This window comes from Lysinibacillus parviboronicapiens (assembly GCF_003049575.1).
GTDB classification, from domain to species: Bacteria; Bacillota; Bacilli; order Bacillales_A; family Planococcaceae; genus Lysinibacillus; species Lysinibacillus parviboronicapiens.
Genome location: NZ_PYWI01000011.1, coordinates 93,502 through 110,816 on the forward strand (window position 1 = coordinate 93,502; position 17,315 = coordinate 110,816).

Sequence of the window (17,315 nt, forward strand, 5' to 3'; positions counted from 1 at the left end):
ATGAAACATCGTTATTTACCAATGACGGAGCAAGATAAACAAGAAATGTTAGACGTAGTTGGTGTATCCTCAGTTGATGAACTATTCGAAGATATTCCAGAAATAGTACGATTTAAAGGCCTTTATGACATTAAAGAAGCGAAATCAGAATCAGCACTTTTAAAAGAATTATCAGCACTTGCTGCGAAAAACAAAGATACCAACGCTAATGTCTCATTTTTAGGTGCAGGCGTTTACAATCACTATAAACCGGTTATCGTGGATCACGTTATTTCTCGTTCAGAGTTCTATACAGCTTATACACCTTACCAACCTGAAATTTCACAAGGGGAATTACAAGCAATTTTTGAATTCCAAACGATGATTGCCGAACTAACAGGAATGGATCTTGCTAACTCTTCTATGTACGATGGAGGAACTGCACTCGCTGAAGCAGGTATGCTCGCAGCAGGCCATACACGTCGTAAGAAAATTTTAGTATCTGAAACGGTTCACCCTGAGTACCGTGACGTCGTTGCTACATATGCATACGGTCAATCGATTGACATCGTAACAATCCCTCAAAAAGATGGTGTAACGGATGTTGGCGCATTAAAAGAGCTAATCGATGACAATACTGCTGCTGTCATTGCACAATATCCAAACTTCTTTGGTCAAATCGAGGACTTACAAGTTATCGGTGACATTGCACATGAAGCAAAAAGTTTATTTGTTGTATCCTCAAATCCACTAGCATTAGGTATTTTAACACCTCCTGGAAAGTTAGGTGCTGATATTTGTGTTGGTGATGCGCAAGTTTTTGGTATCGCAGAAGCATTCGGTGGTCCTCACTGTGGTTTCTTCGCTGTGACAACAAAATTAATGCGGAAAGTTCCTGGCCGTCTTGTTGGTGAAACAGTGGATGGTGAAGGTCGACGTGGTTACGTACTAACATTACAAGCACGCGAACAGCATATTCGTCGTGATAAAGCGACTTCTAATATTTGTTCAAACCAAGCACTTCTGGCACTTGCAGCTTCAGTTGCAATGACAGCACTTGGTAAGCAAGGTGTTCGTGAGATGGCTACGCAAAATATTGCCAAAACGCGCTATGCGAAAAATGCCTTTGAAGCGGCAGGCTTCACAGTAGCATTCCAAGGTGCACACTTTAATGAAATCGTCGTAAAAACGAATAGATGCGTCAAGGAAATCAATAAAGGCTTAATTGAAAAAGGTATTATCGGTGGGTATCCATTAGGTCAAACTTATGAAGCTTTAAAGCATCATGTGTTAATTGCTGTAACTGAATTACGCACGAAGGAAGAAATTGATGCACTTGTTGCAGAAATGGGGGCTCTCAATGCATAACGAAAATCAATCACTCATTTTTGAAATTACAAAAGAAGGTCGCGTAGGGTACAGCTTAGAAGCACTTGATGTGCCAGCAGTTGATCTTTCAGATTTACTTCCTGCAAACTTAATTAGAGAAGAAGCTGCAGAATTACCAGAGGTTTCTGAGCTAGACATTATGCGTCACTATACAGCACTTTCTCGTCGAAACCATGGTGTAGACTCTGGCTTCTATCCATTAGGCTCTTGTACGATGAAATATAATCCGAAAATTAATGAAGCCGTTGCTCGTTTTTCTGGCTTTGCCAACGTTCACCCATTACAAGATGAATCCACTGTACAAGGTGCAATGGAACTTCTGTATGACCTACAAACTTCTTTAGTAGAAATTACAGGTATGGACGAAGTCACATTACAACCAGCAGCAGGCGCACATGGTGAATGGACAGCATTAATGATGATTCGTGCCTTCCATGAGGCGAATGGCGAAGGTCACCGTAATAAGGTTATCGTGCCTGACTCAGCACATGGTACAAATCCGGCATCTGCAACTGTCGCTGGTTTTGAAACAATTACGGTAAAATCCGATGAAAATGGCTTAGTTGATATTGAAGATTTACGCAATGTAGTGGGTCCTGACACAGCTGCATTAATGCTAACAAATCCAAATACGCTGGGCTTATTTGAAGAGAATATTATCGAAATGGCAGAGCTCATTCACGCTGTTGGCGGTAAAGTTTACTATGATGGAGCTAACTTAAACGCAGTAATGAGTAAAGCGCGCCCTGGCGACATGGGCTTTGACTGTGTCCACCTGAACTTACACAAAACATTTACAGGCCCACATGGCGGCGGTGGTCCAGGCTCAGGTCCAGTTGGCGTAAAGGCAGATTTAATTCCGTTCCTACCAAAACCAGTCCTAGTAAGAACAGAAGAGGGAACATACCACTTCGACTACGAACGTCCACAATCAATTGGTCGCGTAAAGCCTTACTATGGTAACTTTGGGATTAACGTCCGTGCGTACACATATATCCGTACGATGGGCCCAGATGGCTTAAAAGCTGTAACGGAATATGCAGTTTTAAATGCAAACTATATGATGCGTCGTCTAGAGCCGTTCTTCGACCTACCATATAACCGTCATTGTAAGCATGAATTTGTATTATCGGGTCGTCGTCAAAAGAAACTGGGCGTACGTACATTGGATATCGCAAAACGCCTGTTAGACTTTGGCTACCATCCACCAACAACATACTTCCCACTAAACGTGGAAGAGGCGTTGATGATTGAGCCAACTGAAACAGAATCAAAAGAAACATTAGATGCATTCTGTGACATTATGATTCAAATCGCAAAAGAAGCAGAAGAAAATCCATCTATTGTGCAAGAAGCACCACATACAACAGTCGTATCTCGTCTAGACGAAACACGCGCTGCTCGTACACCAGTGCTACGTTACCAAAAAGCATAATATGCATTGCAATAGAGCTGTTTGAAAAGTATTTATTTACTTATCGAACAGCTTTTTTGTTTGTTTTGTTACACCCTTTTACTTAGCTAGAGTATCATGCGAAAGGAAGCCCGACCTGAGCGAACCTGCGCGAACCTGGGCGGAACCTGAGCGGAACCTGAGCGAACCTGAGTGGAACCCGAGCGAACCGTCGCCGAACCCGAGCGAACGGAGTCCATACCCGAACAATCCGAGCCCATCTCTGAGCGTACTAACCCACCTTTCCGATCATATCGCCGAGCAACTCGAGCGAAACGATGCCTGCCACTGAGTTTCGCAAGTTCAACCAGTTTTATGTCTAGTAATGGGAAATATAATAAAAGTCATGGTTATAGCACTGACAATTGACAAGAAAATTGCTAATATAGAGGAATATATTTATATTAATTACATTAATTTGGAATTAAAACTCTGACAATGCATAGTAATTTTGTCATAAAATGTACATATTTTTCAAGATGGATATTGCAAAAAAGGATGGTAGAAGGCATATGAATGCTATTTTGTACGACGTAAGCTTACCAATAAATTGTGTTCTGAAAGATACATATAAAATCAATGAGATCATTTCTTCAAGTAAGTTGTCAATTGTTTACAGAGGAGAAAACCTCGATTCTGGAGAGCAAGTTATCATAAAAGAGTTCTATCCAAGTGACATTGCTTTACGTGACTTAGATAATATAAGCGTGATTAATCGCCTTCCTTCTACAAAGGAAAAATTTGCAGAGTTAAAGGGGAATTTTCTACATGAGGCAGTTCTCTTGCAGCAAATCGTTCATAAAAATATTGTGAGGTACCTCGAACATTTTCAAGAAAACGGGACTATTTATATCGTGATGGAATTCTATGAAGGGATGCTTTTACATCAATATGTAAAAAAATATCAATTGGATAATCGAAATCAGTTGTATAAAAGTATATTTCTGCCGTTAATTGATGCGTTAGATTATCTGCATAACAAAGGCATACTACATCGAGATATTAAACCCAGTAATATAATAATTGATCAAGAAGGAAGTCCGCAGATACTGGATTTTGGTTCAGCTGTATTTTATAAAGCAGCAACGGCACATAAAATTTTTACATCCCCTGGATTTTCTCCGCTTGAGCAATATTCTGACAAAACTCAGCAGGGGGTTTACACAGATATCTATAGTTTAGCGGCAACATTTTACTATGCTCTTACTGACGTTGTACCTATGGATGTATCTCAAAGAGTAATTGAAGATGGTATAAAAAATGTCAGACAGTATAACAAAAAAGTGAGTTTTATAATGGCACAGGCGATCATGTGGAGTCTAACAGTCAACGCAAAAAAAAGATGCTTTTCGCTAAAATTCTTGTTATTGACTATTTTATCTGAGAGTATAGTCATTAAAATAAAGTATTATTTTGACTATAATAATAAATAATTTTACAAAAATAAAGCTATGTAATCATTTTGCAATTTCATAATATTGAAAATTATAACAGCTAGTGGATGCCTATATTGTCATCTAATAGCTGTTTAATATTGTTAAATCAATGTTTCTATTACAATTTAAGTTATTTATTACCACAAAAATTAACATGGTTATTTTTTACTAATAATACATTTATGTAATTTAATTTGAAAAAAATACTATTGTAAATATTGACAATAATTTTTCGTAATGTATAGTTACTTGTGATACATATTGTCACTAGTGTAACGCCCGATATGACTGGATCTTCAGTGAATGCCATTTTACAACTGCATAAACATACTGTACCCTTTGTCGGATGAGGAATTCCAAGGGCTTTCTGTGCTTTTTGGTACCATTTAATTACTATAAAGTATAAAAATAGTGTTTGTTAACTGTGTATTATTGGCTAAAAAGTGTTACCACTAATGATTATGTTTTACAAATAGTTACTCGAAATTCGTTATAAAGGAGGGATGGCTGTAGAATTTTACAGCCGAATAAATGGAGATTATCAATCAAACAAACAGAACAATGCTCTTTGAGGAGATTAATCCAGAAAAGCTGGACTTAATTACCCTTGTAGGAGATGTAAAAGGAATTGACAGCCTCAGTGATGAGAAAGTCAAAGAAATCAATCAATATCTTCTAGTAAAAAGCTTCGACGAATTTTTAGATAAGTTTTCTCCTACAGTCTATTCATTCTACAATGCAGCAAATCAAAAAGTGATGTATACATTAAAAAAGCCAGAAGGCATTCAAGATGATTGTATTTCTGAAATCGCAATCGATCAAAATAATGATTTTTTAAAGATGCTATTTACCCTCATCGATACGAAACGCAGCCAGGGCATTACCAATGTTGACTTTAAATTTGAAAATCTATTAGATATGATTTCGCCGAAAAAAGTTATGGACGATATCCGTCAAGTCAGAAAAGAAATTCATTACATGTACGGTGAATATGAAAAATTAGACGACGGTGATCCTAAAAAGCTAGATACCGGGGATAAGCTAAACCTGATGTTTGAAGTAGCAAGTCGCAACTATAACAACGTAATGGCAATGTTGCCATTAGCAATCGAAGATATTAAGACGAGACTGCTACTAGGTGCTAACCAGGAAGAAGATGAATCCGAAAAACTGCAAATTGGCACACTTACTATTGGTGAAACGGGTGAACTAAAAATTATCGAAGCACCTCAAAATACGAATTCTGAACTGATGGTCATTGAAGAAAACAGTAACTATGGTTTAAGTACAGTGTTTGAAGAGGACTATGAATCGATTACAGAATCACCTTCTTCCTATGTGAAAGATTTAGTAGTAAGAACCTTCTCACCATTACCAACAGTGAGAGCAGAATTTGATGTAGAAACAGAGGTACAGAACTACAATACATACTTAGAATTCTATAAAGATGCTAAAGATGAATTTGTAAAGACTGTAAAGCCATTAGTAGAAAAATTACTTGGCGTCAAAATGTATTTTGATCAGTATGCGACAAAAAACAAAGGGATGCAGCCCTCGTTGCTTGTAACTAATACAAAATTAGACATGCTCGTTAAAAGTAATAATATCCCAAGATTGAGTACGTATCTAAATACAGTAAACTCGAAAAATGACTTTACTGACACGGTCTGGTATGGCATTGTGCCATCACTAGAGCTAGAAGCATCTGGAAAGATGAAAGTGAGCAGAGCACGTTTCAAAGGGAATGAGAAAGTTGCCAAGCAAGAAGGTAACACAATGGAATCCCTAACTATGCTGCTTGATACTGTAAAGGATTATAAAGTTCAAATATTCTTCAACTTTATGGCAGAAGAAGAAACAACTTTCAACGGAATAGCAACAGCAGGTATAGACCGACTTATCGATAAATGTTCTGTTCTCGTTCGAAAAGAATTCAGTGAATTTGCAATCCCTTGTCTCCCGAATTTCACAATTATTCCAAAAGATAAATCTGGAGTAGTGATTGATACAAGAATGCAGACAACTGAAAATGGGGCAAAGCTGTCTAAGGAAAAGGAAGATATTTTAAAGCTATGGATAGAGGGTGTCTATGTAGGTGCTAGCTATGTAGCCGCAGGTATTGTGTCTGCATATCAATGTCCAGAATATCTAAAAGAATCTTTCCGAAATGTCAAAAGAAGCTACCCTGGCGTTCGATTTGATATTGAAGCAGGAGATAACTCACTAAGAGCTGTTACAACGATGGCAAAAGAAATCTCAGGTTTTACCAACAATATTAAAGACGCCATTAACAGTAGAAGCTTTGGCTTTGTGTTCTCATCAGAAAACGCTCAGCTTCAGGATAAAGACATTAAACGTATTACCGTGTATAAAGCAAGAAGCCTTGCAATGGAGGAAGACGGATTCGATTCTATTTACAAAACACAAGTTAGTACCTATATCGAACGAATTCTACGTTTCCAATCAGGTGACTTTAAACATGAAAATATTGTTCGTTTCTTTAGTAATAATCCAAGTAGCCAAAAAAGCAAGTGGCTTAATGATAAAGGCTATGTAAACTCGGTTATCCATGATGGAGACGATATCGGCTACATTATTGATGAGAAAACGAGCTTATGTCAAATAGATTTAGTATTTAACGGCAATGTGAAGAACCTTGAAGTCATGATTACAAAAGGCACAAGTGCAGTTAAAGCTTAAGCGATTTTCACCTGCATTTTAAATTTTATCCATTGATGTATTCGTTGGATGTTTAAGATTTATTCATCAATAAATCTTTTAACATAAATATATGAATCTCCTTAAACCTGTACTTGGTGAAAGATTTACATATTTCTCGATGTTTGCTTTAGCCAAACGACGAGAAATTAAGAAAGCTTGAAACATTGCAATTTCACCAAGAATAGATTAAGTGTTGATTCGAAAAAATTCTAGGAGGTAATAAGAATGGGTTTTGTATTAAAAGTAGAAGGATCAGAAGCAATTGAACTAGGGTTAGAAAGTATTATGACGGTTGAGTATGAAACAGATACGCCAGATGACTCAAACGCTCGTTCAACAGATGTTGGAGCAACTTTAAAAATTAAAGGGAAAATCCTTACTGCAACAGATGGCGATAATTCTGATGACACGATGAAATTAGGATTATGGTCATTAGTACCTGCTGAAAAAGCTGACTGTTACCGTAAAGTAACATTAGAAGTTATCTCGGCTGATCAAGTAGTAAGAAAAATTAATTTCCCAAATGCGTTTGTTGTTGACTACACAGAAAGATACGGCGACACAGAAGGTATTGGCGAATTCTTCCTATTCATCAAACAAAAGAAAGACAAAACAGATTTAGCAAAAATCGAAGGCGGCTACGCTGTCTAAATCGTAGTTTGATAGAACACACCAAATTATCTAAGGGACTATATAGTTCCTTAGATAATTTTGAATAATCCTAATACTGGGGATGAAATTTAATGAAAAATCATTACGAAATTCTAGGCGTTAGCAGACAAGCAACACAAGATCAAATAAAACTTGCATACAGAAAACTATCAAAAAAACATCATCCAGATGTAAGCGGTGGTAACAAGGAATCGGAAAAGATTTTTTTAGAGGTGCAAGAGGCATACAAAGTACTGAAAGACACAGATTCGAGAGAGGCATATGACGCTCGTCTTGATGATGTGAGACAAGATGCTAGTTATTCAAATGACAATACGAATAAATCACGTCAGCAATCCAAGGTAAATAAGCAAGATTTTAATATGCATGATATTGAAAAGAACTTCGAGCATTTTTTTGGCTTTAATCCGAAAACGAAAGAAATGTCAGCACAAAATAAATCGGCAAAGAAAAATCCAATAGATACGACGGATTTATTTGAGCGCTTTTTTAATAAATAACAACATATGAACAATTAGTGTGGGGGAGAGTGATAACGTGTATGACATGAAAAATTCAGCCTATGCGCAGAGTGAAAAGAAACAAATGATGTTAAGAATTATAGATATTTTAATTGTTACTATCGCTTTCTTTTTCATTTTATATGTATTCGTAATGAATCAAGATTTTCTGTTGAAAACGATTATTGGATCAATACTAGCGGTAATCATCATTGTTTATGGCTCCATTATGTATGAAACGAAGAAAGTTTTAAATGACATAACGGATACAGACATTCAGAAAATTGTCCTTCTCAGCGAACAAGGGAAGGAAATGAAAGAATGGTCGATAAAAGGAAAAACCTCACTACTTATAGGAAAAAGCACAACAGAACTAGAAGCTGACATCGATTTAAGTGGTACAGAATATGAATCGCTCATTAACTACGAGCATGCTGTGTTAAATTGTGTTTCTGGCATGTGGTACATAGAGGATATTGATTCTGTTAACGGTGTAGGCATTAAGAAATCCAATAAACGGGTTAAAAATAGATTAAAATATGACAATCCATCTCGCATAAATCATGGAGATATTATATACATAGCAAATACACGTATTTTAGTGAAATAAAGAAAATCTAGATTCGTAACAAAGACGGGGGAAAATGAAAATGAGTTTGATTAGATGTACAAATGGTCACATGTTTAGTTCAAGAAGACATAGAAATATTTGTCCGTATTGCAATGTGATGGTGGAGCAGGAACCAAAGGGTACTAGCCAACCCATCGCTGTTATGGAAGCGGATGATAAAACAATGCCCTATCTTGGAGAAATGGATGGTATTGACCCTGTTACAGGTTGGTTAGTTTGTATTGAAGGTCCTCAAATGGGAAGAGACTACCGCATTTTATCTGAAAAGAACTTTATCGGCAGAGCTGAAGATATGCATATTCGGATTATTGGAGATAATTCCATTTCTAAACGTAATCATGCTGTTATTGTCTATGATCCTAAAAAAAGAAATTTCTATCTCCTGCCCGGCGACGCATCAGGATTAGCCTATCTCAATAATGAAGCAGTCTATACGCCCACAGAGCTAGCGGCATACGATGTTATCCAATTAGGTAGAAGTATGTTTCTGTTTATTCCTTTATGTGGTGTTCACTTTGAATGGGAAAACAACCAGAGTGAGGGATGATGACAAATGGAACAGAAGTTACTGCCATACATAGTTGTACTTGGATTTCTCATTGTACTCATAGGTTTGCTAATCATTAGAAATATTATTGTGAAAAAAGTTGAAACGCGAAAGATTGAAATCGGCAATGGTCAGACAGTTGGTAGACGTGACGAGCAGGATGATTATTTTTCTACAGCTGAAACGAATATTGGAACAATGGCTGTACTTGCAGATGGGATAAGTGGTTTGGCTAACGGTCGAATGGCAAGTACGATTGCTGTCACGACATTTATTCAAGAGTTTATGAAGCTTACTAGTCTAGGAAATATCCAATCCTTCTTTAAGGAAACTGCGATGGCCAGTAATCAGATGATTGTACAAAATCTAAATGGTTCTAATGGGGGCACTACACTCGTGGCTGCAGTTATTGATGAACATGGATTTCTACATTGGGGAGCCGTCGGAGATAGTGTGATTTCAATCTTTCGAAACGGAGAATTTATAGCGATTAATCAAAAGCATATTTTTGAATCTGTATTAAAAGAGCGTTATATCTCTGGGGAAATCTCGCAGCTAGAGGTGCAAGAGAATCCATTAAAAAAAAGGCTTATTAATTATTTAGGGTATGAAGGATTTAAAAATATAGATACTGGAAAAAGTCCAATTAAGCTTCATAGAGGAGATAAGGTATGTCTATTTAGTGATGGCATCTATGATACCTTAACAGAGGTTGAAATGGAAAAAATTCTTTCCCAACAGGCTCCACCCTATGATTTAGCTCAAAATATGATAAAAGCTGTTGAACAAAAGCGCTTAAAAAATCAAGACAATGCCACCATCGTCATTCTAGAAACAACATGGACATAATGCTGATTTATGCGTGATTATTATTGGCTCAGTAAATAAGGAGGATAATCATGAGAAAGGAAAATAGCGATTTCAAAACAAGCTTTCTATCAGAAGCGGGCTCGTTTATGCAGAATAAGGACTATTTTGCCTATGCAGAGCTAGACGATTTTGCCTGCTGGGTGGCTGTAAAAGGACTAGATGCTGATCAGGAAATCAATAGTGCAGAGTTAGCGGCAAAGGGTATCCTTGAGAAATTTATGGAAAAACCATCAATGTCTAAAAGGAGCATTAAAAAATATATAAAAAATGCGCAAAACTTACTACAAGCGCAAAGCTTAAGAGTAAGACTGAAAGCAAGCATCGTCGTCGTTGTATCAGATTATTCCAAAATGATTTGTGCAGTGGCAGGGAATACAAGACTCTATCATTTTCGAAATGGCCTATTGACCTATAAAAGCAGTGATCAAAGTCTAGCACAAGAGCTAGTGAATGACAGGAACAGTTCATTCGATATTAGCCAACATGATGAACGAACGAATCTGTTAAATTATCTTGGAAAGCCGAATAGCTTTCAACCTTTCGTTTCGAATAAGATCAAGCTAATGGATGGCGACGTATTGCTACTTTGCACATCGGGATTATGGGAAGAAGTTAGTGAAATTGAGATGGCAGACGCATTAGAGGGCGCCAAGGAACCCGAGCAATATACAGATCTATTGGAGGAAGTACTTTTAAGTAGGCAAAAAAAAGTCGTCAATAACTACACAATAGCATCTATTTTCGCTAATAAGATTTATCAGGAAACAAACAAGAAAAAAATGAAATACATTAAGATGATTGTAGCTGCCCTCATCGTAGCATTAATTGTTGGAGGAAGTACGATCTTTTATCAAGCAAAACAAGCAAAAAAATTAGCAGAATTGACAGTAGAGATGAAGGAGCATGAAAAGACCGGTAACGTTAATTTTCAGGATGGAAATTATGCGGATGCTTTACTGGAATATAGCGAAGGCCGAAATGCCGCCAAGAAATTGAAAGATCCTATACATAGAAATTTACTAGCTAGAAAGTTAAGAGTGACGCAGCTGATTATTAATGGCGATAAGGCAGCTGAGGCAGGGGAATTTACTGACGCAATGGCGCATTATGAGAAGGCCAAAAAGGAAGGCAAGCTTATTAAAAGCTTCGGCAAAGAGGTTATTGAACAAAGAATTACCAATATGGATTCCATTGTTCAAATTGTTGAGGGCATAAAGGATGGCGATTTTAGATTTGAGGCAGAGGACTATAATGGCGCACTAGAAACCTATCAAAAAGCACGAAAGAAGGCACTTGCGATATCCTTTACTGGTGAACCTCAAATAAAGGTAAAGATTGAAGAAACAGAAGAAAAAATAGCGGAATTGAAGAAGGCACAGAAGGAATTGAAAGCGGAAGGATTAGAAAAAAACGGCGATCAAAGCTATGCACGACAACAATACTTGCAGGCAATCGAATCCTATACACTTGCGCAAGAAATCTATCAGGAGACAGATTTACTCGCGAAGGTTTTAGGTCTCGAACGTAAAATCATGAATGCCAATGACAAGTTAAATCCGGTTCCTCAAGCACAAACAGCTGATACAGCAGCGAGTGGAGCGGAACCGCCAATGGATGAGGCGACAGCGGCCGATCAGCATTCAGATACTGAGAAAGAAGGAAAGTAAAGTGATAAAAGAGCTCATGTTTGAACGGTTACGTAAAATAGAAAATCTAGAGCAACGTCAACTGCTAAAGGATATTGTCAGTGGCGTCTTTGTCAATTTAGTCGATTATCAGGATGAAATGAACAAAAAGCTTGAGGAGCGCATATTCAACGAAATGGAAGATTTGGAGAATAAGCACGATATTTTTGTAACACTCAGTTCAAAGGAAGATGTCGATCCCATTCATGATTGCTTATTCCCTATGCTTCCATCTGATCTTGAACAGAAACAAATTCATATTGGAAAAATGCTTGAAGCGCTTAGGAAAAATGAAACATTTGTCCTGCTCACATTATTTTTACAGTGTGATTCTAGACAAATCCAGCAGTTACTTACGCAACAGCGCTACTTTGCTGGCAAACTTTTAACGACGCAAGGACAAGTCGACATAAAGGTAAGTCTTCAAAAGAATACAAGTTATTTGGAAGAGATAGACAAGCTATATCCCATTTTTCAAATAAATGGCCTACCGTGGAAAACCATCAATCACCCCTATGCCCATAAATTTTTTGATGTGGTTCTCGTCGATAGCCCTCCTTTAAACGAAGATGCCGAAATTATTGAATTCACCATGGATTTACAAGAATTTGAGCATAAAAAACGTCTGGATATGGTGCCGCTATGGAATATTGAAAGACATGCGGTGAAGAATGTAGGATTCCCCACCCCAGCCGTCGATAAAGTGAATTATGAGCATGTTCTTTCTCTTCGAAAGACCGGAAGTCACCATGGCTATCTCGTAGATACACAAGAGGAAAATGTACGTTATGTGAAACGCTTAGAAAATGAAATAACCATTGTTTCACCACAGGACAAATCCGGTATTTGGCAATTATTAAAAATAGCGCAAATAGAAGAAGAGAAAATTGGAAAACTGAATTATCCACTTGTCTCTAATCGCAGAACGGATCGTTTTATGCACAAGTATGCAAGTAAATATTTAGCCAATGTGAAAACAAAAGGTGAAATCATAAGACTTGTCAATTCCTTTGAAATTGCTGAAAAGATAGAGCTGGCAAATGTAGAAATAATGGAATCATTCCAAGGAACAAGCTTCAGTCATTCTACAGATCCGTCCTTATTAGATGTAATAGGTGAAAAAAGCAACAAAAAAGTCATGCTGTTGCAATTTACAGCTAAAGAGGAAAAAAGTTTTATTTCAAATGATATTTTAAGCTTCCTTGTTTCGGAAGTGCAAAGACATTTCTTTGAATATAGATGCGAAGGTATATGGCTATGAATTATATTTGGGATTTGCTTATTAGAGCCGAGGACGAGGGCTTTGCGAAAAAGGATATCCAGTTTCATCTTGCCAAAGACTTTTCACCCTATATGGAACTTAGCCCACAATTATTGAATGCACAACAGCTAGAACAACAGGTCGAAGTAAATCCCTATTATCGATATTATGAAATCTTTAAAAACCTATTTCATCCAGATAACGTGAATGATTTAGAGCTAAGGCAGTATTTCTTGGATTTTGTGCTGCATTTTCTGGCAGAAATCGATCGAATGCAAGGCATGAATAAACGAGAGTTCTCGATACAATTCATCCTCAGAGAAATCGACGCAAATGTATTTGGCAATACGGTGAGGGACAACATGCATGCATTTACAAAAAAGGAAAAAGAGATGGTCGTGCTAAATATTTTAAGGCTATATCAAACAGGTGATGAAATTTACTTGTTAAAGGATACGATGAAAAGGCTTTTTTCACATTGCATGATTTATGTTAAATCGGAGGAACAAGATGAGCTACTTCTATATATTGGCCAAAAGAAGTCAGCGTTTAACGAGATGAAAGTACGACTTGTTCAAGAAATCTTCCTACCAGTGAACTTTCAAATGGAGGTTTATTGGCAAAATCACTTTGGCATAATTGGTGCAGAGGAAACAATGAAGCTGGATCGCATAGCCCTTTACTGAATAGAGCGGAGGAGGATTCAGGATGAATAAATATTCGTATAAACTGTATGCAAATAAGCGCTATACAGAAAAGAAATATATGACATTTACACGTGTGGAATTAATGGAAATGACAACCTTCCAGCTTAGAAATATTTGCTCTAAGGAAAAGCTTGTCACAGGGCTCATTAATACACTAACAAGAGATCAGCTAATTCAGACCATATTAAGATACAGAGGTGCTGAAGAAAATCTTCTAATTAAAGAGAACAAAGATGGGGGCTTTGAACGAGTTGAAGCCGCGATGCAAACCTATTTAAAAACGCCTCTTTCTGACAATGGTGAGATAAAAATCCCTGCGAAAATGAGCCTTTATCAAGGAATGAAAATCGATAAGCCAGACCAGTATCTTGTAGAAACAGGCGGTTTTCTTGTGGAGTCCAATGTACTGTTAGTGAATGAACAGTTTGCGCTTTGCGGAATTCTTAACCTAATAAAAGATGACCAGTATCCGAATCGTTACTATCTTGCAGCTGAGCAAGCAATCGGCATACGGGAGACAAAAAATAAAAACTACAGCTGTATTTTCTTAAGAAAGCAAGATTCAGAGTATATTTACAAGTCTTACTATCAAGAGAACCCACTGCCACCGACAAATCTTCATTATTATAAAGTGCCATTACCAGATTTGGAAATCAAACAGTTGGAAACGACCAATGCCATTCTGGCAATCGATTTTGGAACGACGAATACAACGGCAGGTGTTTATTTAGATAGTGATTATGTTACCTCGCCATGTAGTCATGATTTATTAAACCAAAGAATTCAGTTAAATAGCATCAACTTTGTAGCGTTCCCAGACCCACTTCATCAAAATGAATGGATTGAAGTAGTGCCGACCGTTATGACCGTAGCAGATTGCTCGAATCCAGATCAAGTAAGCTATCATTTTGGCTACGAAGCGTTAAAAGTGATGAAAAAAAATAGCTATACAACGCTTGCAACAAAATTTCAGGGCATTAAACGCTGGGTCAGTAACTATGCAAAGCTGGAAGAAGTGATGGATGCAAACGGTAACACGGCACTTGTTCCACGAAGTCAAATTTTAAGAGAGTTTGTGCTGTACATTGTTCGCATGGCGGAGCATCAATTTAAATGTCGATTCAAGCACTTGCACATTTCAAGTCCCGTAAAGCTGAAAACACAATTTCTTGATATGTTTCATGCTATTTTGCCTGAATATCAAATTGAATCACAACATGCACTCGATGAAGGGATGGCTGTGCTCTATAATACCATCGCGAATCAAATAGAGAATAATAGCTTTACGGATGGCAAGGAATACAAAGCACTGGTCATCGATTGTGGAGGCGGTACAACCGACCTTTCTTCCTGTAAGTTCCAAATCGAGGATGGACATATCTCTTATAAAATTGATATTCATACAACTTACGAAAATGGAGATACCAATTTCGGTGGCAATAATATTACATACCGTATTTTTCAGTTTATGAAAATTGTTTTTGCGAATTATTATAGTCGGGGTAAGAGTGCCTATGATATCGATACATTAATCGATATTCCGGGCAAGGATATATATAGACATGTCGATGATTTTGGTGTGGAAGCAGTCTATGAGCAATTCGAAACGGCCTTTCGTGAAGCCGAACACATTATCCCTACTCGTTTTAAAGAATATGAAAATCGAACGCGCGATGAATACTTGCGTGTACGAAATAATTACTATTTCTTATGGGAAATGGCAGATGAGATGAAGAAGGAATTCTTCCGAAAGACAGGGATTTTAAGAAGTCGTTTTTATTCAGAAAATGATCTGCATCAAGATAGTGATATAAACGTAACAGCAGTGGATCGCTGGTGTCTGTCACTTCTCGAAAACAATCAATTCAAAGATGTCTACGACTATCCTAATGTCTATTTCAATATTAAGGAAATTAATCACCTTATTAAGGCTGATATTTATGATATCGTCAGAGAGTTTTTAGAGGAGTTTTATGAAAACGGCCTTCTTGGGGAATATTCGATTATTAAGCTAACGGGTCAATCCTGTAGAATCGATGCCTTCCGAGAGGCATTAAAGGAATTTGTACCAGGACGAAGCATTGAATTTAGGCAAAAGGCTGAAAATGTTGGAAAGGTACCGGAGTTAAAGCTTGCTTGTTTACGAGGCGCACTCCGATATTTAAATGCCAAGAAGATTGGCATGATCGAAACCAATGTAACCAACCATGCACCAGTAGTGCCTTATGCTGTTAGTGCCTTTACGCATAACCGTCAGGAAAAGCTGCTCATCAGCAGTCTAGAGCGACTAAACCAAATTCACGGTACGATATCACGTCCATGGGGTGTCACGGAAGTTGAATTTTACCTCAGCGGCAGTGACAACCATACAACACATAAATACATTTACTTTAATCGACAAGAAGATTTTGTTTCAGTTCTTTATGAGAACATCGCTGCCTACTATCAAGATAAAATTCCACAAGATGAGACGGATTCCATCGTTAATGGCGAAGTAAAATTCTTTGTATTTGCAGGAGAAGATCATTGGGGCTTCCATGTAGTACCTGTAGCGAGAAGAGAAGAGCAACTATTTATAGGGAAGAAAGATTTCTTTGCCTTTGAAACAGATTTGTCTGAACTGGATTTCTTTGATGGATTAAAGTAAGTCACATTTAGATGAGAGGGGTGAACGACAGAGTGTTTGCCAATCAATATCCGCATTTCCAAAAAGGAAGGATTTTAAAACGAGAAATGCTTGAAAATCTTCGTGATTATCCAAGAGACTTTCTCGATTTGTATTTTAAGGATTATTCAAATGGCATAATCACTGGGGTTAATGTCCTTGTAGCTGAAACATCGCTCATTATTACCCAGGGAATTGTCAAGTATAACGATCATCTCTATATACTCCATTCAGATTACGAGCTGCCCTACTATGCAACAGGGCATGAAACGATGGTGAAAATAAAATTTGCTGAAGAAGTAAATGAATTAGACTTTACATCTTTCACAACGCAAATTGTTCTCGATGATTCGGTGAAAATGGCTAAAAATGAGCTGGAATTAGGTCGCTTTAAATTAAAACCAGGGGCTCGACTCCGTTCACAACATGTCGATTTTCATGATTTAGCTACTGAATATAATACGGTCAATTTTATTCACTGTCAGTATGCAGGTGTACAAAAAAGTACATGTCATCCAATCATTTTACAATTTTTTGCGCGCGAGCTTTTGAAAAATAGACCCTCTAATGCCTATGATATAGCATTTGCGCTGGAATGTTTAAATCATGACCGTGTGCAACGGGATGTCATCGACTTTTACGTAAGCAATCGACTAGAGTTGGAAGACCAAGCGTATACAAATGTACAAATTCATAAATATTTAAGTCGTATTTTAGTGGAAGCAAAGGGCGGCAGTCGTCAGGCAGGACAGACTCTAGGACGCCCAAAGCGCATGATTGTGGACTAATAATGAAAGTC

At 37.4% G+C, this 17,315-nt stretch carries 14 protein-coding genes; all 14 read left to right on the forward strand.

Features of this window, described 5'->3' with window-relative positions; translation table 11 throughout:
- Complete coding sequence (gcvPA, locus tag C9J35_RS11440) at positions 1 to 1,347, forward strand: aminomethyl-transferring glycine dehydrogenase subunit GcvPA (RefSeq protein ID WP_107924604.1); 1,347 nt, start codon at positions 1 to 3, stop codon at positions 1,345 to 1,347.
- A complete protein-coding gene (gcvPB, locus tag C9J35_RS11445) occupies positions 1,340 to 2,803 on the forward strand; it encodes an aminomethyl-transferring glycine dehydrogenase subunit GcvPB (protein ID WP_107924605.1) in 1,464 nt (487 codons plus the stop codon). The genes gcvPA and gcvPB overlap by 8 nt, the downstream gene beginning before the upstream one ends.
- 530 nt (positions 2,804 to 3,333) lie before the next feature.
- A complete protein-coding gene (locus C9J35_RS11450) occupies positions 3,334 to 4,254 on the forward strand; it encodes a serine/threonine protein kinase (protein ID WP_107924606.1) in 921 nt (306 codons plus the stop codon).
- Between the two features lie 534 nt (positions 4,255 to 4,788).
- Positions 4,789 to 6,957 carry a transcriptional regulator gene (locus C9J35_RS11455; RefSeq protein WP_107924607.1) on the forward strand — a complete coding sequence of 723 codons (2,169 nt, stop codon included), beginning with the start codon at positions 4,789 to 4,791 and terminating at the stop codon, positions 6,955 to 6,957.
- Positions 6,958 to 7,203: 246 nt separating this feature from the next.
- Complete coding sequence (locus tag C9J35_RS11460) at positions 7,204 to 7,629, forward strand: hypothetical protein (RefSeq protein ID WP_010859805.1); 426 nt, start codon at positions 7,204 to 7,206, stop codon at positions 7,627 to 7,629.
- 92 nt (positions 7,630 to 7,721) lie between these two features.
- Entirely contained in the window at positions 7,722 to 8,150 is a 429-nt protein-coding gene (locus C9J35_RS11465; RefSeq protein WP_107924608.1) for a J domain-containing protein, read from the forward strand.
- A gap of 46 nt (positions 8,151 to 8,196) precedes the next feature.
- Complete coding sequence (locus C9J35_RS11470) at positions 8,197 to 8,760, forward strand: FHA domain-containing protein (RefSeq protein ID WP_054768307.1); 564 nt, start codon at positions 8,197 to 8,199, stop codon at positions 8,758 to 8,760.
- 40 nt (positions 8,761 to 8,800) lie between these two features.
- Entirely contained in the window at positions 8,801 to 9,328 is a 528-nt protein-coding gene (locus tag C9J35_RS11475; protein WP_010859802.1) for an FHA domain-containing protein, read from the forward strand.
- Positions 9,329 to 9,334: 6 nt separating this feature from the next.
- A complete protein-coding gene (locus tag C9J35_RS11480) occupies positions 9,335 to 10,177 on the forward strand; it encodes a PP2C family protein-serine/threonine phosphatase (RefSeq protein ID WP_107924609.1) in 843 nt (280 codons plus the stop codon).
- A 50-nt stretch (positions 10,178 to 10,227) separates the two neighbouring features.
- A complete protein-coding gene (locus tag C9J35_RS11485; protein WP_235616280.1) occupies positions 10,228 to 11,865 on the forward strand; it encodes a PP2C family protein-serine/threonine phosphatase in 1,638 nt (545 codons plus the stop codon).
- Between the two features lies 1 nt (position 11,866).
- Positions 11,867 to 13,144, forward strand: coding sequence for a normocyte-binding protein (locus tag C9J35_RS11490; RefSeq protein ID WP_327323396.1), 1,278 nt, complete (start codon positions 11,867 to 11,869; stop codon positions 13,142 to 13,144).
- Positions 13,135 to 13,830 (forward strand): iron-dependent peroxidase, encoded by a 696-nt coding sequence (locus tag C9J35_RS11495; protein WP_107924610.1) that lies wholly within the window; start codon positions 13,135 to 13,137, stop codon positions 13,828 to 13,830. The genes C9J35_RS11490 and C9J35_RS11495 overlap by 10 nt, the downstream gene beginning before the upstream one ends.
- 22 nt (positions 13,831 to 13,852) lie before the next feature.
- Entirely contained in the window at positions 13,853 to 16,498 is a 2,646-nt protein-coding gene (locus C9J35_RS11500) for an acetate and sugar kinases/Hsc70/actin family protein (protein WP_107924611.1), read from the forward strand.
- A 32-nt stretch (positions 16,499 to 16,530) separates the two neighbouring features.
- On the forward strand, positions 16,531 to 17,304 hold the full coding sequence (locus C9J35_RS11505) for a DNA and RNA helicase (RefSeq protein ID WP_107924612.1): 774 nt from the start codon (positions 16,531 to 16,533) through the stop codon (positions 17,302 to 17,304).
- Positions 17,305 to 17,315: the final 11 nt, after the last annotated feature.